This window comes from Streptomyces sp. M-16, assembly GCF_052114405.1.
In the GTDB taxonomy this organism is placed as follows: Bacteria; Actinomycetota; Actinomycetes; order Streptomycetales; family Streptomycetaceae; genus Streptomyces.
The window spans coordinates 37,339-58,036 of sequence record NZ_JBFRER010000012.1; the positions used below are offsets into that span (position 1 = coordinate 37,339).

Genomic DNA, 20,698 nt, shown 5'->3' on the forward strand with positions numbered 1-20,698 from the left:
CTTGTTCTGGATTCGCTGCCGATTCAACACGCCCCCTTCCAGGGGCGTAAGGGGTGGACGTCAGGCCCGCGATACTTCGTCACGTGCGTCCAACGCCGAGAGGATCGTGCGGAATTCACCGACCAGGGGGTGGTCGGGAAGGGCTTCCGCAAATATGCGCTCCCCGTACAGGGAGGCCATTTGTGGCACGTACGGGAGAATTCCGGCCAAGGGAGCCCCGTAGACCTCCTCGGCCCGTCGGCGGACGGTCTCCCGGTCGACGCCCTCGGGGGCCATGCTCAGGACGAGGGCCCGCCGGCAGGCGAGCCGTCCGACCAGGGCGATGGTCTCCTCGACCCCGGAGAGGTCGACGCGGTCCGCCCGCGCCATGATCAGGACGATGTCGGCGCTGCCCATGGCGGTCACCGACTCGTTGTTCAGTCCGGCGTGCGTGTCGAGCAGCAGCACGTCGAGCGCGAACCGCTGCGCCAGCCGGTCGAAGCCCTCCGGGAGCAGCCCCACGTCGTACCCGGTGGTCATCAGCTCCCGCAGGGCCGCCGCGCCGGACCGGGCCGGTACGACGTACAGCCCGGGCAGGACGGTGCGGCGGGCCGCGGCCTCGATCTCACAGCGGCCCAGGAGGTAGTCGGCCAGCGAGCCCGGACCCGGCCCGAGCCCGAACAGCAGGTCGAGGGTCGGCGACTGGAGGTCGGTGTCGACCACCCCCACCCGCAGTCCCCCGGCGGCCAGCAGGACCGCGAGGTTGGCCAGCACCGAGGACTTCCCCGTGCCGCCGCGGTGCGAGTGCACCACGATGGTCCGGGTCATCACGCCACCACCCGGTAGCCGTCGCCGGCCACGTGCGGCCCCCGCGCCGCACGTGGCCGGTGCAGGGCCAGCATGGTCACGTCGTCGTGCTGTTCGGCGGTCCCGGTGTGGCGGCGCACGGCCAGGTCCATCCGGTCCACCACGTCCCGGCCGCTCGCCGGGGGGCCGGCGAGCAGTTCCAGCATCCGTTCGTCACCGAGGAAAGTGCCCTCGGGGCAGCGGGCCTCGGGTACCCCGTCGGTGAACACGAACAAGGTGTCGCCGGGGTCCAACTGGGCGTAGCCCAGGGTGTAGACGCAGTCGGGCAGCACGCCGACGGCCGGTCCCGTCACATCGAGCGGCCGTGGCACGGCGCCCTCGCCGGAGAGCAGCAGCGGCGGGTTGTGGCCGCCGTTGATGTAGACGAGGCTGCCGGTGAGCGGGTCCAGGACGCCGAAGAAGAGGGTGGCGAAGTAGCCCTGGCGCAGGTGGTTGCGGGTGAGGTAGCCGTTGGTGGCGGTGACCGCGTTGAGCAGCGGGGTGGCGCCGACGACCGGGGTGCGGCGGCTGCCGCCGGTGCGGCCGGCCGCCATCAGGTGCTGGAGTCCGCTGTTCTCGGCGGTGTGGCGCAGCAGGGAGCGGATCAGGGCCATGAAGAGGGCGGCGCCGACGCCCTTGTCGCAGACGTCGGCGACGACGACGGCGAGGCGCCGGCCCCGGGAGAGTTCGAAGACGTCGTAGAAGTCCCCGGCGACCTGGCGGGCGGGGCGGAAGCGCACGTCGATCTCCCAGCCCTCGGGGACGGGCAGCGATTCGGGCAGGAAGCCGGCCTGGATCTCGCGGCCGATCTCCAGTTCCTTCTCGTATCCCATGAGTTCGGCGCGGGCGTCGGCCTCGCGCAGGGTGCGGCCCAGTCCGGCCCGCTCGGAGCAGCTGTGCAGCCGGGCGCGGACGAGGGCGGGCAGGAAGGGCGGCACGAGGTAGTCGTGGCCGATGCTGACGTGCCGCTCCAGTGCGGCGAAGGCCGTGACGGTCCAGACGACCACGATGGGGGCTCCGGCCCAGCGGCGCAGCCGGCGTATGGCGCTGCGCACCGCTTCCCCGTCGGCCTCGGCGGGGGCGAGCAGCACGTCGGCGAGGGGCAGTGCCTCCAGTCGGCCGAGCAGCAGTTCGGACAGCGTGCGGGTGACGAGTTCCGCGTCCATCAGCCGGAGTGCTTCGAGCAGTTCGGCGGGTGGCGGCGGGTTCGCGTCCAGGATGATCACGGTGGTGGAGGGCATGCGTCCGTCCCCTCGGCCTTGACGGTCAGCGTGCTGATGTTGCGGCCGTCCCTGCGGGCGTAGGCGTACGTGTCCACGCTGGTCAGGGCCAGGTGGATGCCGAGGCCGCCGACCCGCCGCCGTTCCGGGGGGATCCCCGGGGCGGGGGGCAGGCGGCCTTCGACCGGGTCGAACGCGGGGGCGGTGTCCTCGATGACGATCCGCACCCCGTCGGGACCGCAGCGGCCGCGGACGGTGATCCGTCCGTCGCCGCCCCGGTACCCGTGCATCACGATGTTCGTGGCCAGCTCGTCCACCGCCAGCCGGATCCGGTACGTGGCCCCTTTGCCGAGGCCCGCCCGGCCGGCCAGCAGCAGGACGAACGCGGCGATCTCGCCCAGTGCCCCCACGGTCGCGGGCACCTCCAGTACGGCGGGCTTCCTCGCCAGTCCGACCATCTCACTCACCGCGCGGGCGGCCGTGCTGCTCAGCCATCGGACAGCTGGATGCTGCGGTCGAGGCCCGCCGTGCGGATGGTCCGGGAGACGGGCTCGATGGCGCCGACCACCTTGATGGTGACGCCGGAGCCCACCTTCTGCTGGGCGAAGACCAGGGAGCGCAGCCCGGCGCTGGCCATGTAGCCGACCCCGGCCATCCTGATCTCGACGGTGCCGGTGCCGTGACCGGCGGCCTTCTCGATCGTCTGGTGGAAGTCGGGGGCGGTCTTGGCGTCCAGCTCGCCCGTCAGTTCGATCACGGTGGTATCGCCCTCGATGCTCAGGGACACGGAAAGCGGCATGTCAGGTCTCCTTCGGTCGGGCGGCTCAGTCGTCCCGGGGGTCGGGGTCGTTCGCGCGGCCGACCAGGATCACGACCGAGCGCGGGCCGATCAGGTACTTGCCGGCGTTGTCCAGCTCCTGTTCGGTCCCCGGGGTGCGGATGTCGTGCGGCGCCTCGGCGCCGGTGTCCGCGAACAGGTGCCAGCTGCGGCCGCCGGGCAGCGCGGGCAGTTCGAGGTCGTGCGGCTCCCAGTGGGAGTTCATGGCCACGTAGACCACGTCCTCGTCACCGACGCCGCAGCGGGCCACCGCCAGCAGCCGGCTCTCCGCCGACCAGTCGGGCTGCCAGGCCCGCTCGCCGTGCCAGCTGATGTCCGGCAGGCCCAGGCTGTCGCGCAGCCGGCCGGTGGGGTGCGAGGTGGAGCGCAGCTCGCGGTGGTGCTTGCGGAAGCCGATCATCTCCCGGGTGAACCGGAGCAGTTCGGCGTTCGCGTCGACCTGGTCCCAGTCGAACCAGGAGAGCTCGTTGTCCTGGCAGTACGTGTTGTTGTTGCCCAGCTGGCTCCGCGCGACCTCGTCCCCGGCCAGCAGCATCGGGATGCCCTGGCTGGTGAAGAGGATCGCGAGGGCGTTCTTCATCTGGCGCAGCCGCAGCGCGGACACCTCGGGGTCGTCGGTGGGCCCCTCGGCGCCGCAGTTCCAGCTGGCGTTGTCGTTGCCGCCGTCGTTGTTGCCCTCGCCGTTGGCCTCGTTGTGCTTGTCGTTGTACGAGACCAGGTCGGCCAGGGTGAAGCCGTCGTGCGCCGTCAGGAAGTTGACGGAGGCCGAGGTCCCGCGGCTGGAGTAGAGGTCGGGCGAGCCCGCGATCCGGGTCGCCAGCTCTCCGGTGACCCCGGGGTCGCCCTTGAGGAAGCTGCGCACGGTGTCCCGGTACTTGCCGTTCCACTCCGCCCAGCGGCCGTAGGCCGGGAAGTTGCCGACCTCGTAGAGGCCGCCCGCGTCCCAGGCCTCGGCGATGAGCTTGGTGTGCCGCAGGACCGGGTCGAAGGCGAGCAGTTCCAGCAGCGGCGGGTTGGGCAGCGGGGTGCCGTCCGCGGACCGGCCGAGGATGGCGGCGAGGTCGAAGCGGAAGCCGTCGATGTGGTAGTCGGCGACCCAGTGGCGCAGGCAGTCGAGCACGAAGTTGCGCACGACGGGGTGGTTGCAGTTGACCGTGTTGCCCGTGCCGCTGAAGTTGAAGTAGTACCCCTCCGGCGTGAGCATGTAGTACGTGGCGTTGTCGAGGCCCTTGAAGGAGATGGTCGGGCCCAGCTCGTTGCCCTCGGCGGTGTGGTTGAAGACGACGTCGAGGATGACCTCGATGCCGGCCGCGTGCAGGTCCTTGATCAGGGTGCGGAACTCGTCGCCCTGCATCCCGTAGCGTCCGGTGGCCGCGTAGCCGGCCTTCGGCGCGAAGAAGGAGACGGTGTTGTAGCCCCAGTAGTCGTAGAGCCTCTCGCCGGTCTCCGGGTTGGTCCGCGGGTTGTCGCTCTCGTCGAACTCGAAGACGGGCAGCAGCTCGATGCAGTTGACCCCGAGCTCCTTCAGGTACGGGATCTTCTCGCGCAGCCCCGCGAAGGTGCCGGGGGCGGTGACCCGCGAGGAGGGGTGGCGGGTGAAGCCGCGCACGTGGGTCTCGTAGACGACGAGGTCCTCGGCGGGGATCCGCAGCGGGGTGTCGTCGCCCCAGTCGAAGTCCTGGAGGCAGACCCGGGAGCGGTACTGGTAGCCGCGGCTGCGGTCCGGTTCCACACCCCACACGTCGCGGCCGGCGATCAGCCGGGCGTAGGGGTCGGAGAGGACCTGCCGGGCGTCGAAGCGGTGTCCGCTGGCCGGGTCGAAGGGTCCGTCGGCCCGGTAGCCGTACTCGATGTTCTCGTGGTCGAGGCCGAAGACGGTCATGGCGAAGACGCTGCCCGTGCGGAACTCCTCGGGGAACTGCAGCTCGGCCATCGGCTCGGGCTCTCCGCGCTTGAAGATGACCAGGGTCATGGAGGTGGCCTGGTCGGAGAAGACGGAGAAGCTGACCCCGCCCGGGACCACGTTGGCCCCGAACGGGAACGGCTTGCCGGCGCGGACGCGGTACCCGCCCACCTCGTGGGTCGGGTACGCGTCCACCCGCAGCACCTGCTCGGAGGAGGTCTCGCTCATCGCGCGACCTTGGCCCTCGCCGCGGCGGCCGCGGCCTCGCCGGTCTCGAAGAAGTCGAGGAAGCCGGTGGCCGACATGACGAACCGGACTTCCTCGCTCACCCCGTACAGGGTGACCGCGACGCCGGCGTGCTGCGCCTCCCGGTAGACGACGAGCAGGGTGCGCAGGCCGGCGCTGGACACATAGGTGACGGCGGTCAGGTCGATGCGCAGCGGCCGGCCCTCGCGGACCAGCGGCAGGAGTGCCTGGAGCAGGGCACCGGAGGTCTCGCTGTTGATCTCGCCGGTGGCGACGAGCACGGTGCCCGACTTGTTCCGGCGTTCCTTCACGGTCAGAGTCATTGCATTCCCCTCGTGTTGGGGCGCCCCCCGTTGAGCGCTACTTCCGGTTCACCGGCCGGAGCCGGACCTTGACCTTGACCCTTCCCTGGACGTCGGGGAGGTGGACGGTCAGCTCGTCCGCGTCGAATTCCTCGTACGGCTTCTCGTCGATCTCCACGGACGCGATCCGCACCGAGCCCGCGGGCAGCAGGTCGGGCGAGACGCGCAGCGTCCGGCCGGGCAGGTCGGTCGGGTCGGGCTGGAAGTGGAAGTCCATCTCCCGGCCGTTGATGAGCAGGTTGTTGTAGACGGCGGCGAGGTAGCACAGCTCCGCCGAGTGGTACATGGACATCGAGTGGCTGCCCTTGAGCCGCTCGGTGCCGAGCAGGTACGGCGTGCCGCTGGCGAGCACGTTGAAGTACACGGCTCCCTCGTCGTGGTCGAGGAAGAAGGTGTTGTAGAAGGCCTGCGCCTGCCGGGCCTCGCGCAGGTTCGCGTCGCCGCCGACCGTGCCGTTCAGGATGAGGTAGGCGAGGATCGCCTGTTCCTGCTGCCACCAGGCCTTGCGGTCGTGCCAGGCGAAACGATACGTCTCCTCGTCCCCGCGCTTCACCCGCTCCACCACGTCGTACCAGCCGCCCCGCTGGACGTCGCTGCCGACGGCCGGCATGGTCTGGCCGATCTTCCGGGCCAGCTCCTCGTACGCCGGCTTGGCCTTCAGGGAGTTCATCCGCATCAGGTTCCAGGCGATCTTGAGGTTGTGCCCGACGACCGCGCGGTTCTGCTGCCAGCTGTGCGCGGTGTCGTGCGACCAGTCGCGGAAGAAGCGCTCCTGGACGAACGGGCTGTTCTTGTAGTCCGGGAACCGGTCCGCGATGGTGTCGAAGGTGTACTCCAGGAAGTCGGCGTACTTCTGCTCGCCGGTCGCCAGGTACAGGTTGATCAGGTACGCGGGCGCGTGGTCGCCGACCGAGTTCCAGTTCTTGCGCTCGGCGTTCTCGCCCAGCGACTCGTGGTCGGGGCTGAAGAGGATCGGGTCGATGTGCGAGTAGTAGCCGCCCTGCTCCTCGTCCTTGAAGAACTTGTCGAAGAGCCGGATGGTGGCGTCCGCGTCGTTCCTGATCCGGACGTCGCCGGTGACCCGGTAGGTCTGGATGGGGCCGGCCAGCGCGTAGATCTGCTCGTACATCGGGATCGCGTCGTAGTCGTCGGAGAACTCCGAGGTGAACAGCTTGCGCTCGCTGTCCCCGTCGACGCTGATGCCGTGGTACCAGAAGACCACGTCCTCCTCCGTGTCGACGACCCGCATGTGCTTGCGCAGGTACTCGGTGCCGCGCTCGGCGATCTCCAGGTACTCGTCCTTGCCGGTCAGCAGGTAGGCCGAGGCCATGCCGTAGACCAGCCGGGAGATCGTGTCGGTCTCCTGGACGTGGCTGGCGGTCTTGTCCCCGCCGAGGCGGATCTCGGTGCGGTACTGCGTGAAGTCCACCGGCCCGTCGCCGAACTGGGCCCGCTTGTAGAAGTCGGCCAGCGACTCGATCTGCTTGATCCACCAGCCGGTCTCCTCGAACCGGTAGTCCTCGGCCCCGCGGCCCAGGAACACCAGCCGCTTGGCCTCGAACCTTCCCTCCCCCTCCGGGTAGTGGACCCCGTAGACGAAGAGGAAGCGGCCCGGGGAGAGCATCTCGTCGATGTGCCCGGAGGCGTCGATGTACGGCTCGTCCAGGTTGCGCACCAGCTCGGCACTCGGGTCGCCGGCGAGCGAGACCTCGAACTCGCGCTCGTCCGCGGTCTTCAGGCGCAGCAGCCGCGCCCCGGAGTCGAAGCGGACGACGTAGCCCGCGATCGTGTCGGAGAAGGAGAAGCCCAACGAGCCCGCCATGTCATGCACCGTCCTTGTCGTGTGAGCGGTCGTCCTCGAATCCCTGGCTGACCTCGACGATCACCCCGTCGGGATCGCGGACCCACACGGTCCGCCACCCGCAGATGAAGTCGTCGAAGTCCAGCGGCCCCAGGGTCACTTCGGCCGCGTCGCCCAGCTCCGCGAGGAACGCGTCGACGCTGTCGGTCTGGAAGGCCAGGTGCCGTATCCGGCCCGGGGCCGGCGGGCCGTCCTCGTGCGCCGTGCGGGCCGGCTCGGCTCCGGCCGCGAAGAGCTCCAGGTACGCGTCCCCCTTGCGCAGGAACACGATCCGGGCCTCCCCGAGGTCGACCACCCGGGCCCGGGTGAAACCGAAGTGGCGGGTGTAGAACTCCTCGGTGGTCTTCTGGTCGGCGCAGTTGAGGCCCACGTGCGACCAGACCATCGCGCCCGGCATCAGCCGGCCCTCCGGCCCCGCCCGGCGGCGAGCAGCTCGATGATCCGGCGGGCGAAGAGATGGTGGTGGGCTCCGGTGCGGCCGGTCACCAGGTCCCCGTCCACCACCACGTCCTCGTCCACGTACTCGGCGCCCATGTTGCGGACGTCGCCGATGAGGTTGTTGTGGCAGACGACCTTGCGGCCGCGCACCTTGCCCGGGATCGAGGACGCCAGCCACATGCCGTGGCAGATGATCCCCTTGAGCACCGTCGGCTCCTCGAACGCCCGGCGCAGCAGCTCCGTCGCCGGGGCCAGTACGTCCACGTCCTCGGTGTAGCGCAGCCGGTCGGCGACCATGCCCGAGGGCACGATGAGCGCGGAGTAGCCGCGCAGCTCCTCGTCGGCCAGCCCCTCCAGGGAGCGGTCGGCGGTGAAGGGCGCCCGGTACTCGTGCCCGGTGAAGGTGATGGAGTCGTTGCCCCACAGCCGGGTCAGGAAGTCGACCTCGGCGCCCTCCTCCGCGAACCGGCGCTGGTAGTAGAAGATCTCGGGCTCGTAGAAGTCGCTCTCGACCAGGACCGCGATCCGGGTCCCGGACAGCGCGCCCTCGCGCAGGACCACGTCAGGCACGGGATTCCCCCCTGTTCCGGCCTCCGATGAAGTCCGCCGCGCGTTCGGCGATCATCGCGATGGCGGTGTGGCAGTTACCGGACGGGACGGCGGGCATCACGCTCGCGTCGACGACGCGCAGGTTGCGCACGCCGTGCACCCGCAGTTCGGGGTCGACGACGGAGAGGTCGTCGACGCCCATGCGGCAGGAGCCGGCCTGGTGGTGGTAGCTCTCCGCCTTCTGTCTCACGAAGGTCCGCAGCTCCTCGTCCGAGACGTGCCCCGGCCCCGGCTGGAGCTCCTGCTTGTACCAGGGCGAGAAGGCGGAGGTCGCGAAGAGCTCCCGGGCGGTCCTGACGCCCTGCACCATCCGCTCCAGGTCCCACCGGTCGCCCAGGTAGTTCGGGTGGATCAGCGGGTGGGCCAGCGGATCGGCGCTCGCGAGCCTGATCCAGCCCCGGGAGACCGGGCGGACGACGCCGGGCAGGATGGACACCGTGTTCGGGTGGTCCTGGCCGACGATCACGTCGAACGGGACGTGGACGAAGGCGATCTGCAGGTCCGGAGCCGGCAGACCGGGCCGCGAGGACAGGAACAGAGCGCTCTCGGAGAGGTTCTGCGCGGGCGGCGGCAGTTCCTGGGTGACCTCGGCCATGAGCCCGGTCAGCACGTGGTTGTGGAAGTTCTCCCCGACCCCGGGCAGGGCCGTGGTGACCTCGATGCCGTGCTCGTCCAGCTGCTCGGGGTGCCCGATCCCGGAGAGCATCAGCAGCTTCGGGGACTCGATCGCCCCGGCGGCCACGATCACCTCGCGCCGGGCCCGTACGGTGTGCCGTCCGGGCGCCGCCGCCCGGCTGTGGCCGTCGCGCACGGTGCGGCCCGGGATCTCCGCCGGGGCCCGGAGCTGTTCGTACTCGACGCCGGAGCAGGTGTCCCCGTCGAAGAGCAGCCGGGTGGTCTGGGCGTTGGTGCGCAGCGTCAGGTTGGACCGCTCCAGCGCCGGTTCCAGGTAGGCGGCCAGGGTGCCCTGGCGGCGGCCGTCGGCCACGTCGATGTGGTGCCAGCCGGTGCCGAACAGACCGCGCCGGGGGCCGTCGGTGTTGAAGTCGGCGATCTCCCGGTGGCCCAGCTCGACGGCCGCGTCGATGAAGGCGCGGGATACCGGGTTGGGGCCGTGGAGGCCGGCGTTGGTGACCCGCTGCGGGCCGCCGGTGCCGGTGGTGGGAGCGGTGGGGTCCTCCTGGCCTTCCAGCAGGGCGAAGTACGGGAGCACGTCCTCGTACGCCCAGCCGGCCGCGCCCTGGTAGGCCCAGTTGTCGAAGTCCGAGGCGTGGCCCCGGATGTGCATCATGATGTAGAGGTTGCTGCTGCCGCCGGCGGCCTTGCCGCGCGGTTCGTAGGTACGGCGTCCGCCCAGGCCCGGCTGCGGGACGCTGGTGTAGCCCCAGTCGACGGGCCCGCCCAGCAGCTTGTACCAGGAGGACGGGTCGTCCACCTCGGGCGGGATCCGGGAACCGCCCGCCTCCAGGACCAGGACCGAGACGTCCGGGTCCTCGGAGAGCCGGTTCGCGAGGACGCTGCCGGCGGTGCCGGAGCCGACGATCACGTAGTCGTACTGCTCTGTGGCCACGGGTGTCGTCCTCCCCCTCAGTCCTGGCCCAGCACCTGGAAGGGGACGGTGTCGTGGTAGTTCGCCATGTAGGCGATGCGTCCGTCCACGATCCGGAAGAAGTTCATGACCTCGGCCTCGATCGCCTCGCCGGAGGCGCTGACGGCGGTCAGGTGGGAGACGGCGGCGGCCTTCTCCCCGTCGACGAGGAAGTGCACGGGCTCGTTGCGGAAGACCCGGTACATGGTCCCCATGCCCTTCATCATCGAGCGCAGGGTCTCCAGGCCCTCGATGTGTCCGGCCAACTGCTCGTCCATGACCTGGTCCTCGGCGAACAGGTCGCACCAGCGGTCCCAGTCACCGGCGTTGGCGTACTCGTAGTACTTCCGAAGGACCTCGGTCAGGCTCTCTCGGGCGTCGTGCGTCGCGCTCATTGCGGTCATCCCCCTATCGGTCCCTGCGGGTTCCGTCCGGCGCGAAGGGCGCCCAGAACTGGCTGAAGGCGGAGGCGGTGTCGCCGAAGAGCCCGTCGCGGCCCTCGACGATCCGGCCGTCCCGCCAGCGCATGAAGTGGAAGACCGGGTAGTCCATCCGCTCGTACGGGGTGGTGCTCCCCGGGTCCGCGCCGTCCCGCAGGGCGACGTTGCGGCAGACGTCGGCGCTGCAGTCCTCGCCGACCAGGACCGCCTCCAGGTCCATCCGGAAGGTGCCGCCCGTGAGCTTGTGGGTCCGGCCCATCAGTTCCAGGAAGGCGTCGAGGCTCTCGTACCAGCCGGCCAGGGGGTGGTTGCCGGGCACCAGCCAGCGCAGGTCCTCGGCGTAGTACTCCAGGATGCGCGCGCGGTCTCCGGAGCCGAGGGCGCGGTAGGCGGCCTCGACGCGCTCGCGGGTCACTTCGGTCATCGCCGCGGCCCTCTCAGAGCGAGCCCGAACCGGGCATCGGCGTCAGTTCGTTGACGGTGTACTGCTTGATCTGCGGTCCGTCCGCGCCCGCCACCACGGTCCAGGTCTGGTCGGCGTCGAAGCCGATCCACTGGCTGCGGGCGGCCGGCGCGTCCCAGATCTTGGCCTGCCAGTTGACGAGGACGCGGACGACCGCCCGGTCCCCCTCGATGACCGGCTCCACCTTGGTGACCGTGTGCACCTCGTCGAAGAAGCGGTGGACGGCGGCGTCGTACCAGCGGGCGAAGCCCTGGTGGCCGAGGAAGGTGTCCTCGGGGGCCTTGAGCTCCAGGTCCTCGGTGACGAGGGCGCGGACCTGCTCCAGCGGGAGGTGGCGGTCCAGGGCCACGTACCAGTTCTCGGTGAAGGCGCGGATCGCGTCCTCGGTCAGCCGCTCGGCGGGCATGCGGTCTCCTCCTGTTCGGTGGGGTCCGGTCGGTTCAGATCTGGACGTCGACGAGGAACGGGCCGGGGTGGGCCAGCATCCGGTCCACGGCGGCCGCGGCCTCGTCCGGCTTCTCCACCCGCGTCCCGTCGGCGCCCAGCGCCCGGGCCAGCCCCGCGAAGTCGATCTCGGGGCGGGAGAGGTCGAAGGAGCCCGGGAAGGGGTGTTCGGCGATGTCCCGTTCGCGCCAGTACTGGGCGATGTTGTCGTCGAGCAGCCGGTACTTGCGGTTGTTGCAGACCACGAACTTGGCGTCGATCCCGTGCCGGACCGCCGTCCACAGCGCCTGGTAGGTGTACATCGACCCGCCGTCGCCCGCGAAGCCGACGACGAGCCGGTCCGGGCGGGCCAGTTTGGCGCCGACCGCCCCCGGGAAGCCCACGCCCAGCGATCCGCCCCGGGTCAGGTGGTAGTCGCCGGGCCGCTCGGGCGGCAGGTACCGGGTCACCAGCGGCGAGGTGGTCAGCGCCTCGTCGAAGACGATCAGGTCCCCGCGGGTGCGTTCGGCCAGCGTCCGCAGGAAGACGGCCATCGGCGTGCCGTCGTCGTCCGCCGTGAGGTCCGCGCGGGCCCGCTCCCGGGTCCGTACGTCCAGCCGCGCGGCGGCCGCGGCCCGCTGCGCCGGGCTCAGCCGCTGCTCCAGTACGCCGGCCAGCGCGCGCAGCGCCTGGCGCGGGTCGGCGGCCAGTCCGAGGTCCACGGGGTGGTTCTTGGCGATCTCGTAGGCGTTCAGGTCGATGTGCACGACCTTGGCGCCGGGCCGGAAGGGGTTCTCCAGTTCGGGGAACACCTCCGGGAAGACGTAGGTGCCCACGATCAGCACCGCGTCCGCGTCCCCGATCAGCTCCTTGCTGTGCGGGCCGAACATGTGCCCCGTCTGGCCGCGGCGCAGCGGGTGCGAGGCGGCGATGTTGACCTCGGAGGAGTCGACCTCGTACACGTCGGCGCCCAGCAGCTCGGCGACGGCGGCGAGTCCGGCCTGGGCCCCGGAGAGCGCGACCCCGTCCCCGACGAGGACCACCGGGCGTTCGGCGGAGGCGAGCAGCTCGGCCGCCCGCCCCACCGAGGCCGGCGAGGGGGCCACGTCGGTGAGCGGCACCGTGGCGGGCAGCACGGGCTCGGAGTTGAGCTCGTCCAGCACGTCCATGGGCAGCGCCACGAAGACGGGGCCGCGCGGCGGGGTGAGGGCGATCTTCACGGCCCGCCGCACCGTGCGCAGCACGGACCGCGGGTCGGTGACCCGGGTCGCGTACTTGGTGACGGGCCTGGCCATGGCCACCAGGTCGGAGGCCATCTGCGCGTCCATGGCGTCGTAGCGCACCCCGGCGTCACCGGCGACCACGACGAGCGGGGTGTGGCCGCGCAGCGACTGGTAGAGCATGCCTATGCCGTTGCCCAGACCCACACCGGAGTGCAGCTGGAGCAGGGCCGCGCCGCCCGTGGCGCGGGCGTAGCCGTCCGCGATGCCCGCGGCCACCGTCTCCTGGAGCGCGAGGACGTAACGGAAGTCCGCCGCCGCGTCCACCGCGTCGAGGAATCCCTGTTCCACCGTTCCCGGATTTCCGAACATCACCTTCAGGCCATCGGCCTTGAACTGCTCGATCAGCCTTTCCCGGCCGGGAGTCGCTGCGGCGTTCACGGTATTCCCCCTTTTCTCCCGCGGATCGCAGAGTTACCAGCCGTAGCGGGTGAGACCGTCTTCCAGGACTTCCACGATCTTCTGCCCCGTGAGGTAGGAGTCGGGGGTAGAACGTCCCGTCACGAAGGGATAGTCGACGATCACGGAGACCGGCTTGCCGAAATTCCCGTGATAGGCGCCGCGCGGGCCCGTGGCATCGCGCAGGATGTACTCCAGCGGGTACGGGGGCGGGCCCATGTTGAAGTCGGTACCGAGGAATCCGGTGCCGTCCTTGTAGTCGTACTCCTTGCAGTGGCCGGTCACGTGCTTGCCCCAGACGATGCTCTTGCGGTCGTCCCAGTCCCGGGCGAAGGCCAGGCAGGCGACCCCGTAGCACTCGGCGGCCACGACCTTGCCGGCCTTCTTGAAGGCCAGGATCAGGGCGTGCACGCGCTCGTTGTTGGCGAGGTCGGCGATGGGGCCGCTGCCGCCGACGATGAGGATCGCGTCGAAGTCCGCGATGTCGGCGTCGAGCTCGTCCAGGTCGCGGTGGTACTGCTCCAGCTTGCGCAGGTAGTCCTCGTCGCTCGTGTACGGGCGCTCGGGCACCCAGGCCTCGATGTCGAGCGGCGAGTCGAGCCGGCTCGACTGCTCGAACTCGCGGCCCAGCCGGGCGTTCTCCTCGGTGGTCACCGAGCGGCCCAGCGGGGGGTCGATGTAGTTCGCGTCGAGGCTCGGCGGAAGTGCGTGGGCGCGCTTTCCGGTCGGCGTGGCAAATACGGTCTCATAGCCCCGCTCATCGAACTTCGATACGGGACCGATCAGTTCCTCGGCCCAGTAACCGTGTTCGGAGACAATGACCAGAATCTTTCTGCTCACAGATTCCTCCAGGCGCCGCCTGTTGTCGTTGGCGTCCCCCACACTGCGTGCGCCCGGTGCCTGCGTCAAAGGGCCCGAATGCGACTTCGTGAGGTAGCGGGCAAGGTGGGCCGGGCACCTCACGTAGTCGTCCCGCGAGGTCATGAAGTACCCGCCGGACTTCCTGACCTCGGCCGGATCGATGAACCTTTCCCGGATCTCCGACTTATGGTCTGGACGCGCCGTGGACCCCGGGCGGGCCGGGGGGCACGAGTGCGCGAGGAAAGGGACGGGGACGATGACGATGGACCTGTTGTGCACACACGTCGACCGGATACGTCCGGTGAAGGCCGGCTCCGAGGGCTGTGAGGAGTGCCTGCGGTCCGGTGACAGCTGGGTGCACCTGAGGATGTGCCTGAGCTGCGGGCACGTCGGCTGCTGCGACTCGTCGAAGAACCGTCACGCCACACGGCACTACCGGACCACCGATCACCCCATCGCGGCCTCGCACGAACCCGGCGAGGACTGGGCCTGGTGCTACGCCGACAAGCTGATGCTGGACCCGGCGTGAGCGCGGCCCGGGAGGGCGCCACCGCCCCCGCCACGAGCGGCCCCGCCACCACCACCGCCCCCGCCACCACCGCCGACGCGACGACCGGCGCAGGCTCCCCCGCTCCCGCGGGCTCCCCGTCCGGGGCGGCCACCGAGCGCGCGGAGAGCCGCAAGCCGGTCATCCTGGCCGTGGACGACGACCCGCAGGTGCTGCGGGCCGTCCGCAGGGACCTGCGCAGCGCCTACGGCGACCGCTACCGCGTGCTCGGCGCCTCCTCCGCGGCCGACGCCCTGAAGATCCTGGACTCCCTCGACGAGCGCGGTCACGACCCCGCCCTGTTCCTCGTCGACCAGCGGATGCCCGACGTGACCGGCGTGGAGTTCCTGCTGGAGGCCGTCAGCCGGTTCCCGGACGCGCGCCGGGTGCTGCTCACGGCGTACGCGGAGACCGACGCCGCGATCACCGCCATCAACCGGGTGCGGCTGGACTACTACCTGCTCAAGCCCTGGGACCCGCCCCACGAGCGGCTCTTCCCGGTCCTGGACGACCTGCTCTCCGACTGGCTGGCCACCTACCGGCCGGCGTACGACGGGATCATCGTCGCGGGGCACCTGGTCTCCCCCGGCACCCACGCCGTCCGGGACTTCTTCACCCGCAACGGGCAGCCGTTCCGCTTCCTGAACGTCGAGCGCGACCCCGAGGCCCTGACGGTGATCGCCGCCGCGCAGGCGGACGCCGCGCTCCCGCTGGTGCGCTTCCCGGACGGCTCGGTGCTCTCCGCTCCGAGCGACACCGAGCTGGCCCGGCGCCTCGGCCTGGCCACCACCGCCTCCCGCCCGCACTACGAGTGCGTCATCGTCGGAGCCGGACCCGCCGGGCTGGCCGCCGGGGTGTACGCGGCCTCCGAGGGCCTGTCCACGCTGATGCTGGACTCCCGCGCCCCGGGCGGCCAGGCCGGCACCTCCAGCCTGATCGAGAACTACCTCGGCTTCCCCTCGGGCCTCTCCGGCGGCGACCTGACCCGACGGGCCACCATCCAGGCCTCCCGGTTCGGCGCCGAGATCCTGCACCCCGTCGAGGTGGTCTCCGTGACCCGGGACGACCCGGCGAAGATCCTGACCCTGGCCGACGGTACGGAGATCAGCGCCGAGACGGTGCTGCTGGCGACGGGGGTCTCGTACAACCGGCTGGACGCCCCCGGCGCGGACCGGTTCGAGGGCGCGGGGCTGTACTACGGCGCGGCCACCACGGAGAGCTCGGCCTGCATCTCGCAGCACGTGTTCATCGTGGGCGGCGCCAACTCGGCCGGGCAGGCCGCCGTCCACTTCGCCAAGTACGCGGCCCGCGTGACCATCCTGGTCCGCGCCGCCTCCCTGGACGCGAGCATGTCCCGCTACCTGATCGACGAGATCGAGCGGACCCCGAACATCGAGGTCCGGGTGCGCACRACGGTGGTGGCGCTGGACGGCGGCGAGCACCTGGAGCGGATCACCCTGCACGACGCCGACACCGGTGCGGACACGGTGACCCCGGCCCGGTTCATGTTCACCTTCATCGGCGCACGCCCGCACACCGACTGGCTGGCCGGGGTGGTGGAGCGCGACGAGTACGGCTTCGTCCTCACCGGCTCCGACCTGATCGCCAACGGCGGCGAACTCCCGGCGGAGTGGAGCCTGGAGCGCGCCCCCTACCCGCTGGAGACCAGCGTCCCCGGGGTCTTCGCGGCGGGCGACGTCCGGGCCCACTCGGTCAAGCGGGTCGCCTCGGGCGTCGGCGAGGGCGCCATGGCGGTGTCGCTGATCCACCGCTACCGCTCGATGGGCTGAGAGCGAACACCCGCCCGGACACCCGGCCGGGCCCTTGCGATCAAGAGGAGAGCGGATGCAACGTTGATTACATGATTACAGCCGAACAGAGCGAGAAGCTCCGCGCGTGGTTCGCCGAGCGCCTGCCGGTGGACGTCTACGAGTCCCTCGTCTCGGTCACCGTCGACCGGGAGGAGATCACGGTCGTCGGCACCGCCCCGGCGGCCGAGTCCGTCAAGGAGTTCCGCGAGCGCACCCGCGAGCAGCGCATCGAGGTCGCCCGGGAGGCGGAGGAGCTCTACCGCCGCAAGGTCGCCTGGGGCGTGCGTTCGGGTGAGGAGACCACCCTCTTCACCCACCTCGCCGTCCCCGTCATGACCCGGCTGCGCCAGTCCGAGCGCCAGGTGCTCGACACCCTGGTCGCCGGGGGCGTGGCGCGCAGCCGGGCGGACGCCCTGGCCTGGTGCGTCCGCCTCGTCGGGAGCAACACCGACACCTGGCTCGCCGAGCTGAGGGAGTCCCTCGACAAGGTGCGGCACGTCCGCGCCCAGGGCCCGGACATCCAGAAGTCGCAGTCCGAGTAGGGGAACCCCTCGCCGGGCACGCATGATCCCGGAAGGGTAGCCGGGACCACCTGATCCCAGGGAGAGGCACGCACACCATGACCACGACCGTCGAGTACATCCGCTACCGGATCGCCTCGCAGGACCAGCAGGCGTTCGAGGAGGCGTACGCGCGGGCCGCCGAGGCCCTGGCCGCCTCGCCCGAGTGCATCGACTACGAGCTGGCCCGCTGCGAGGAGGAGAAGGAGCGCTACATCCTCCGCATCCGCTGGACCTCGATCGACGCCCACCTGAACGGCTTCCGCAAGGGCGAGCACTTCCCGGCGTTCTTCACCGCGATCCGCCCGTACGTGACGGCCATCGAGGAGATGCAGCACTACCTCGTGACCGGTGTGGTGGGTCCGGGAAAGGCCGCCGGTCAGTCATGAGCACCACGCCCACGATCTACGAGTGGATGGGCGGTGCGGAGGCCATGCGCCGCCTCACCGACGTCTTCTACGCGCACGCCCTGCAGGACGAGATCCTGGCCCCGGTCTTCGCGGGCATGGACTCGGAGCACCCCCAGCACGTCGCCGTCTGGCTGTCGGAGGTCTTCGGCGGCCCGGCGGAGTACTCGGCGCACCACGGCGGCCACCAGCACATGGCCACCAAGCACCTGGGGCGCGGCATCACCGAGAAGCAGCGCCGCCGTTGGGTGGACCTGCTGCTGGACACGGCCGACGAGGTCGGCCTCCCGACGGACCCGGAGTTCCGGGCGGTGTTCGTCTACTACATCGAGTGGGGCACCCGGATGGCCCTGATCTACTCGGGCCCCCACCCGCCGCCGGTGGACGCGGCGAAGATCCCGGTCTGGTCCTGGGGCCAGACCCCGCCGTGGGTGCCCAAGACCGCGGCGAGCGAGTAACCCCCGTGGGGGCGGCCGGGGCCGCCCCCACGGGCGTTCCCGGGCCACGGGGCCCTCAGCCCCGGCGGGGTCCGGGGCGCGCGGCCCGGGACGGCGCCCCGTCCGGAGCGGACCCGGCCAGCAGCACCGCCAGCGGCGCGGCCCCCTCGGCCTCGCGCCAGAAGTCCACGGCCTCCTCCAGGACCTCCCGCAGCGTCTCCCAGTCCTGCGGACGCTCGGCCGCGTACCCGCGCCAGGAACTCACCACGAGCAGCCTCCCGGGCGCCGGCGGCAGCCACGACAGGTCCACCAGTACGTCGGCCAGCGCGTCCCAGTTCCCGCCGAACCACTCCGGCGCCCGCAGGGCGTCCGCGCACCGCCGCATCAGCGCGGCCTTGCTCCGTACGCCGTCCAGGTCCAGCCGTACGACGGCCCAGCCCGCCTCCTCGGCGGCGGCCAGCGCGGGGGCGAGCGGCTGCGGGTCCAGGCTCATCGGAGAACCGCCTCGAAGGTCTGGTAGTGGTCGTCCGTGTAGTAGAACTCCCCGCCCCCGCCGGTCACGATCCGCCGGGCCCCGCGGTCGCGTTCCCCCGGGGTCCGCACGGTGAACTCGTGGTAGTAGCCGCGTTTCTGCTTCGGCAGGGCCTTCTCGAAGTTCCCGAAGACGGTCCCGTCCTGCCGGTACGCGTACGGCCCGCCCCTGTCGATCAGGGACAGCACCTCGCGCGCCTGCTGCGGCAGCGCGTCGGCCCGCACGGTGGCCATCCCCCTGGCCCACCCGGGGACGTCGCGGCCACCCGCGCTGGCACCCGTACCCGCGCCGGCGCTGGCGGCGGGCGGCGGGGCGGACTTCCCACCGCAGCCCGCCGCACCGACCAGCATGGCGCACAGGAACAGAGCCCCCAGCACACGCAGCAGCGACCGGGGCACGTTCCGAAAGATCATGCACCGATCGTGCCAAATATCCGATTCGCTCGCGAATCGCCTGATGGCGTCAGAGCCCTGACGGGCTCAGAGCACGGACATCTTGGTGTAAGGACTCAGGATTCGTTTCTGGACCGACCCGAAGTCGACGAGGACGGCGATCCCCTCCTCGATCCCGACGACACGGCCGAGGCCGTGCTCGTCGTGACTCACCCGGTCGCCGACGCTGAACTGCCGGAGCGGCGGTTCCACGGGGGCCTTGAACGGGCTGGACGGCAAATGGCGGCGAGGTACTGCTGACTTAGTCATCAAAACCAGTATGCGCCCCCGGGGCCGCCCCGCGGTCCGCTGTTCGGGTCTCGATTCCGGCACCATCCGCATCACCGGCCGGCGCGGCCGCCCCGTCAGTCGTCCGGGTCGGCCCGGTCGAGCGCCGGACGGAGCCCGGGAGCGGACTCGGTGAGCAGGTAGTCCGCGACCGCCGTGTCCGTGACGAGGCTGGTCACCAGCCCGGAACGGAGCACCGCCCCGATCGCGGAGGCCTTGCGCAGGCCACCCGCGATGGCCACGACCTCGGGGATCCGGCGCAGCCGGTCCGCCTCGACGGTGATGCACCGCTCGCCGAGGTCGCGCCCGACCCTGCGGCCTTCCGAGTCGAAGAGGTGCGCGGACATCTCCGCCGCGACGCCGAGGGAGGCGTAGTGCGCCCGCTCCTCGTCGGTCAGCATGTCGTGGACGGTGGAGATGCCGGGCTCCCAGGAGCCGATCGAGACGGCGGCGACCGTCACCTTGTCGAAGTACTCGAAGGCCCGCGCGATGCCCGTCTGGCTGCGCAGGGCGGCCGCGGTCGCCGGATCGGGCAGCAGCATCGGGGCGTAGATCGGGTGGGCGTCCCCGCCGGAGACCTGCGCGGCCCGCCGGACGGCCTCCACGGAGCCGCGCTCGGCCGTCCCGGCGTCGTACACGCCGGTCAGCTGGACCACGGTGCAGGGGGGCAGCCGGTGCAGGGAGGCGGCCATGTGGATGGTGGAACGCCCCCACGCCAGCCCGAGCACATCGCCCTCGTTGACGAGCTCGCCGAGCAGGTCGGCGGCGACCGCGCCGAGGTTCTCCGGGTCCGGAGCGTCCTCGGTGGCGTCGGCCGGCGACTCCACCACGACCGCGTGCCGCAGCCCGTACCGGGCGCGGAGCGCGTCGGAGCGCTCCGCGTCCAGTTCGGCCGGCACCCGGATCTCGATGCGTACGAGGTCGCGTTCGAGGGCCGTCTCCAGGACCCGGGCCACCTTGAAGCGGCTCACGCCGAACTCCTCGGCGATCTGGATCTTGGACTTGCCCTCCAGGTAGAAGCGACGGGCCATGGCCGCCGCCTGCACCAGCTCCGCGGGTCCCATCCGCAGGGCTGACCGTCCCGCCGACATTGCAGACACCGCGTTCTCCTCACTGCTGTTCACACTGTCGTGTTCACACTCTCGACTCGCCGTTCATCCTGTCAGATCCGACGGCCGTTGATCAGCCTGGACGGCTTCCGTTCACCGAGCTGTTCATCAAGCCTCGCTCAGTGGTCGCACGCCCAGGGGGCGGCGGCGATCGCCGCACCCGCCTGCTCACGCAGGGTCCGCACCGCGGCGGCCGGGTCGACCGCCCCGTAGACCGCGCTGCCCGCGACGAACACGTCCGCGCCGGCCTCCGCCACCCGCTCGATCGTGGAGGCCGAGACCCCGCCGTCGACCTGGAGCCACAGCTCCAGCCCGTGCTTGGCGATCAGCTCCCGGGTCCGGCGGACCTTGGGCAGCATGATGTCGAGGAAGGACTGGCCGCCGAAGCCCGGCTCGACCGTCATGATCAGCACCATGTCGAGCTCGGGGAGGATGTCCTCGTACTGCTCGATCGGGGTGCCGGGCTTGAGCGCCATCGCCGCACGGGCCCCCTTCGCCCGGATCTCCCGCGCGAGGCGCACCGGAGCCGCGGCGGCCTCGGCGTGGAAGGTGACGGAACCGGCACCGGCCTCCACGTACTGCGGTGCCCAGCGGTCCGGGTCCTCGATCATCAGGTGCAGGTCCAGCGGGATGTCCGTGGCGCGGCTCAGGGACTCCACGATCGGGACGCCGAGGGTGAGGTTCGGGACGAAATGGTTGTCCATGACGTCGACGTGCAGCCAGTCGGCCCCCTCGACGGCCCGCGCCTCCTCGGCGAGGCGGGCGAAGTCGGCGGACAGGATGCTGGGATTGATCTGAACGGCCATGCCCCCAAGCCTGC

Annotated in this window: 25 protein-coding genes; 5 read left to right on the forward strand and 20 right to left on the reverse strand. The window is 71.0% G+C overall.

The features are described from left to right. Window positions 1-60 precede the first annotated feature (60 nt). The 15 genes from AB4039_RS08385 to AB4039_RS08455 are packed head-to-tail and all read right to left on the reverse strand — an operon-like array spanning window position 61 to window position 13,735. Window positions 61-807 (reverse strand): MinD/ParA family ATP-binding protein, encoded by a 747-nt coding sequence (locus AB4039_RS08385; protein WP_266837852.1) that lies wholly within the window; start codon window positions 805-807, stop codon window positions 61-63. Continuing rightward, entirely contained in the window at window positions 807-2,066 is a 1,260-nt protein-coding gene (locus AB4039_RS08390; RefSeq protein WP_442270410.1) for a PP2C family protein-serine/threonine phosphatase, read from the reverse strand. Before AB4039_RS08390 ends, AB4039_RS08385 begins: the two co-directional genes overlap by 1 nt. Further along, the gene (locus tag AB4039_RS08395; protein WP_266841494.1) at window positions 2,048-2,503 is read right to left on the reverse strand and encodes an ATP-binding protein; all 456 of its coding nucleotides are present in this window, start codon (window positions 2,501-2,503) and stop codon (window positions 2,048-2,050) included. The genes AB4039_RS08390 and AB4039_RS08395 overlap by 19 nt, the downstream gene beginning before the upstream one ends. A gap of 29 nt (window positions 2,504-2,532) precedes the next feature. Then, window positions 2,533-2,844 carry an STAS domain-containing protein gene (locus AB4039_RS08400; RefSeq protein ID WP_266837856.1) on the reverse strand — a complete coding sequence of 104 codons (312 nt, stop codon included), beginning with the start codon at window positions 2,842-2,844 and terminating at the stop codon, window positions 2,533-2,535. Between the two features lie 25 nt (window positions 2,845-2,869). Continuing rightward, window positions 2,870-5,014: a glycogen debranching protein GlgX gene (gene glgX / locus AB4039_RS08405; RefSeq protein ID WP_266837858.1), complete on the reverse strand. Its 2,145-nt coding sequence runs from the start codon at window positions 5,012-5,014 to the stop codon at window positions 2,870-2,872. Then, window positions 5,011-5,355 carry an STAS domain-containing protein gene (locus AB4039_RS08410; protein ID WP_030234084.1) on the reverse strand — a complete coding sequence of 115 codons (345 nt, stop codon included), beginning with the start codon at window positions 5,353-5,355 and terminating at the stop codon, window positions 5,011-5,013. Before AB4039_RS08410 ends, glgX begins: the two co-directional genes overlap by 4 nt. Before the next feature lie 37 nt (window positions 5,356-5,392). Further along, window positions 5,393-7,216, reverse strand: coding sequence for an AGE family epimerase/isomerase (locus AB4039_RS08415; RefSeq protein WP_442270411.1), 1,824 nt, complete (start codon window positions 7,214-7,216; stop codon window positions 5,393-5,395). A gap of 1 nt (window position 7,217) precedes the next feature. Further along, a complete protein-coding gene (locus tag AB4039_RS08420) occupies window positions 7,218-7,652 on the reverse strand; it encodes a VOC family protein (RefSeq protein ID WP_266837862.1) in 435 nt (144 codons plus the stop codon). Then, on the reverse strand, window positions 7,652-8,263 hold the full coding sequence (locus AB4039_RS08425) for a DJ-1/PfpI family protein (RefSeq protein WP_266837864.1): 612 nt from the start codon (window positions 8,261-8,263) through the stop codon (window positions 7,652-7,654). Before AB4039_RS08425 ends, AB4039_RS08420 begins: the two co-directional genes overlap by 1 nt. Further along, a complete protein-coding gene (locus AB4039_RS08430; protein WP_266837866.1) occupies window positions 8,256-9,872 on the reverse strand; it encodes a GMC family oxidoreductase N-terminal domain-containing protein in 1,617 nt (538 codons plus the stop codon). The genes AB4039_RS08425 and AB4039_RS08430 overlap by 8 nt, the downstream gene beginning before the upstream one ends. 17 nt (window positions 9,873-9,889) lie before the next feature. Next, window positions 9,890-10,285, reverse strand: coding sequence for a nuclear transport factor 2 family protein (locus tag AB4039_RS08435; protein ID WP_266837868.1), 396 nt, complete (start codon window positions 10,283-10,285; stop codon window positions 9,890-9,892). A gap of 13 nt (window positions 10,286-10,298) precedes the next feature. After that, window positions 10,299-10,754 carry a nuclear transport factor 2 family protein gene (locus tag AB4039_RS08440; RefSeq protein ID WP_266837870.1) on the reverse strand — a complete coding sequence of 152 codons (456 nt, stop codon included), beginning with the start codon at window positions 10,752-10,754 and terminating at the stop codon, window positions 10,299-10,301. A 13-nt stretch (window positions 10,755-10,767) separates the two neighbouring features. Then, a complete protein-coding gene (locus tag AB4039_RS08445; RefSeq protein WP_266837872.1) occupies window positions 10,768-11,199 on the reverse strand; it encodes a nuclear transport factor 2 family protein in 432 nt (143 codons plus the stop codon). 34 nt (window positions 11,200-11,233) lie between these two features. Beyond that, window positions 11,234-12,877, reverse strand: a complete 1,644-nt coding sequence (locus AB4039_RS08450) for a thiamine pyrophosphate-binding protein (RefSeq protein ID WP_266837874.1) — start codon at window positions 12,875-12,877, stop codon at window positions 11,234-11,236. A gap of 33 nt (window positions 12,878-12,910) precedes the next feature. Then, window positions 12,911-13,735, reverse strand: coding sequence for a type 1 glutamine amidotransferase domain-containing protein (locus AB4039_RS08455; protein WP_266837876.1), 825 nt, complete (start codon window positions 13,733-13,735; stop codon window positions 12,911-12,913). A 277-nt stretch (window positions 13,736-14,012) separates the two neighbouring features. Between AB4039_RS08455 and AB4039_RS08460 the strand changes: the two genes are divergently transcribed. The 5 genes from AB4039_RS08460 (at window position 14,013) to AB4039_RS08480 (ending at window position 17,539) form a co-directional block, all read left to right on the forward strand. Continuing rightward, a complete protein-coding gene (locus AB4039_RS08460; protein WP_266837878.1) occupies window positions 14,013-14,285 on the forward strand; it encodes a UBP-type zinc finger domain-containing protein in 273 nt (90 codons plus the stop codon). 170 nt (window positions 14,286-14,455) lie between these two features. Continuing rightward, on the forward strand, window positions 14,456-16,093 hold the full coding sequence (locus tag AB4039_RS08465; protein ID WP_442270427.1) for an FAD-dependent oxidoreductase: 1,638 nt from the start codon (window positions 14,456-14,458) through the stop codon (window positions 16,091-16,093). Window positions 16,094-16,164: 71 nt separating this feature from the next. After that, window positions 16,165-16,656: a hypothetical protein gene (locus AB4039_RS08470; protein WP_266837880.1), complete on the forward strand. Its 492-nt coding sequence runs from the start codon at window positions 16,165-16,167 to the stop codon at window positions 16,654-16,656. A gap of 77 nt (window positions 16,657-16,733) precedes the next feature. Beyond that, entirely contained in the window at window positions 16,734-17,063 is a 330-nt protein-coding gene (locus AB4039_RS08475; protein ID WP_442270412.1) for a putative quinol monooxygenase, read from the forward strand. Beyond that, window positions 17,060-17,539: a group II truncated hemoglobin gene (locus AB4039_RS08480; protein ID WP_442270413.1), complete on the forward strand. Its 480-nt coding sequence runs from the start codon at window positions 17,060-17,062 to the stop codon at window positions 17,537-17,539. The genes AB4039_RS08475 and AB4039_RS08480 overlap by 4 nt, the downstream gene beginning before the upstream one ends. Window positions 17,540-17,594: 55 nt before the next feature. Here AB4039_RS08480 and AB4039_RS08485 read toward each other — a convergent pair whose 3' ends face one another. The 5 genes from AB4039_RS08485 to rpe all read right to left on the reverse strand — a co-directional run bounded on the left by AB4039_RS08485 (window position 17,595) and on the right by rpe (window position 20,684). After that, window positions 17,595-18,011 (reverse strand): barstar family protein, encoded by a 417-nt coding sequence (locus tag AB4039_RS08485; protein WP_442270414.1) that lies wholly within the window; start codon window positions 18,009-18,011, stop codon window positions 17,595-17,597. Next, complete coding sequence (locus AB4039_RS08490) at window positions 18,008-18,463, reverse strand: ribonuclease domain-containing protein (RefSeq protein ID WP_442270415.1); 456 nt, start codon at window positions 18,461-18,463, stop codon at window positions 18,008-18,010. The genes AB4039_RS08485 and AB4039_RS08490 overlap by 4 nt, the downstream gene beginning before the upstream one ends. Window positions 18,464-18,529: 66 nt before the next feature. After that, window positions 18,530-18,751, reverse strand: coding sequence for a CarD family transcriptional regulator (locus AB4039_RS08495; RefSeq protein WP_266837885.1), 222 nt, complete (start codon window positions 18,749-18,751; stop codon window positions 18,530-18,532). 95 nt (window positions 18,752-18,846) lie between these two features. Beyond that, complete coding sequence (locus AB4039_RS08500) at window positions 18,847-19,860, reverse strand: sugar-binding domain-containing protein (RefSeq protein ID WP_030234040.1); 1,014 nt, start codon at window positions 19,858-19,860, stop codon at window positions 18,847-18,849. 137 nt (window positions 19,861-19,997) lie between these two features. Continuing rightward, window positions 19,998-20,684: a ribulose-phosphate 3-epimerase gene (rpe, locus tag AB4039_RS08505; protein WP_266837887.1), complete on the reverse strand. Its 687-nt coding sequence runs from the start codon at window positions 20,682-20,684 to the stop codon at window positions 19,998-20,000. Between the last annotated feature and the right edge of the window lie 14 nt (window positions 20,685-20,698).

What these genes read in the sequence shown, in the direction of transcription:
- AB4039_RS08420 (WP_266837862.1), bottom strand. Translation starts at nt 7,652, where the DNA reads ATGCCGGGCGCGATGGTCTGGTCGCACGTGGGCCTCAACTGCGCCGAC.
- AB4039_RS08480 (WP_442270413.1), top strand. Translation starts at nt 17,060, where the DNA reads ATGAGCACCACGCCCACGATCTACGAGTGGATGGGCGGTGCGGAGGCC.
- AB4039_RS08500 (WP_030234040.1), bottom strand. Translation starts at nt 19,860, where the DNA reads ATGTCGGCGGGACGGTCAGCCCTGCGGATGGGACCCGCGGAGCTGGTG.
- AB4039_RS08435 (WP_266837868.1), bottom strand. Translation starts at nt 10,285, where the DNA reads ATGAGCGCGACGCACGACGCCCGAGAGAGCCTGACCGAGGTCCTTCGG.
- AB4039_RS08415 (WP_442270411.1), bottom strand. Translation starts at nt 7,216, where the DNA reads ATGGCGGGCTCGTTGGGCTTCTCCTTCTCCGACACGATCGCGGGCTAC.
- AB4039_RS08470 (WP_266837880.1), top strand. Translation starts at nt 16,165, where the DNA reads ATGATTACAGCCGAACAGAGCGAGAAGCTCCGCGCGTGGTTCGCCGAG.
- AB4039_RS08475 (WP_442270412.1), top strand. Translation starts at nt 16,734, where the DNA reads ATGACCACGACCGTCGAGTACATCCGCTACCGGATCGCCTCGCAGGAC.
- AB4039_RS08395 (WP_266841494.1), bottom strand. Translation starts at nt 2,503, where the DNA reads ATGGTCGGACTGGCGAGGAAGCCCGCCGTACTGGAGGTGCCCGCGACC.
- AB4039_RS08410 (WP_030234084.1), bottom strand. Translation starts at nt 5,355, where the DNA reads ATGACTCTGACCGTGAAGGAACGCCGGAACAAGTCGGGCACCGTGCTC.
- AB4039_RS08445 (WP_266837872.1), bottom strand. Translation starts at nt 11,199, where the DNA reads ATGCCCGCCGAGCGGCTGACCGAGGACGCGATCCGCGCCTTCACCGAG.
- AB4039_RS08385 (WP_266837852.1), bottom strand. Translation starts at nt 807, where the DNA reads ATGACCCGGACCATCGTGGTGCACTCGCACCGCGGCGGCACGGGGAAG.
- rpe (WP_266837887.1), bottom strand. Translation starts at nt 20,684, where the DNA reads ATGGCCGTTCAGATCAATCCCAGCATCCTGTCCGCCGACTTCGCCCGC.
- AB4039_RS08460 (WP_266837878.1), top strand. Translation starts at nt 14,013, where the DNA reads ATGACGATGGACCTGTTGTGCACACACGTCGACCGGATACGTCCGGTG.
- AB4039_RS08390 (WP_442270410.1), bottom strand. Translation starts at nt 2,066, where the DNA reads ATGCCCTCCACCACCGTGATCATCCTGGACGCGAACCCGCCGCCACCC.
- AB4039_RS08440 (WP_266837870.1), bottom strand. Translation starts at nt 10,754, where the DNA reads ATGACCGAAGTGACCCGCGAGCGCGTCGAGGCCGCCTACCGCGCCCTC.
- AB4039_RS08490 (WP_442270415.1), bottom strand. Translation starts at nt 18,463, where the DNA reads ATGATCTTTCGGAACGTGCCCCGGTCGCTGCTGCGTGTGCTGGGGGCT.
- AB4039_RS08485 (WP_442270414.1), bottom strand. Translation starts at nt 18,011, where the DNA reads ATGAGCCTGGACCCGCAGCCGCTCGCCCCCGCGCTGGCCGCCGCCGAG.
- glgX (WP_266837858.1), bottom strand. Translation starts at nt 5,014, where the DNA reads ATGAGCGAGACCTCCTCCGAGCAGGTGCTGCGGGTGGACGCGTACCCG.
- AB4039_RS08400 (WP_266837856.1), bottom strand. Translation starts at nt 2,844, where the DNA reads ATGCCGCTTTCCGTGTCCCTGAGCATCGAGGGCGATACCACCGTGATC.
- AB4039_RS08495 (WP_266837885.1), bottom strand. Translation starts at nt 18,751, where the DNA reads ATGACTAAGTCAGCAGTACCTCGCCGCCATTTGCCGTCCAGCCCGTTC.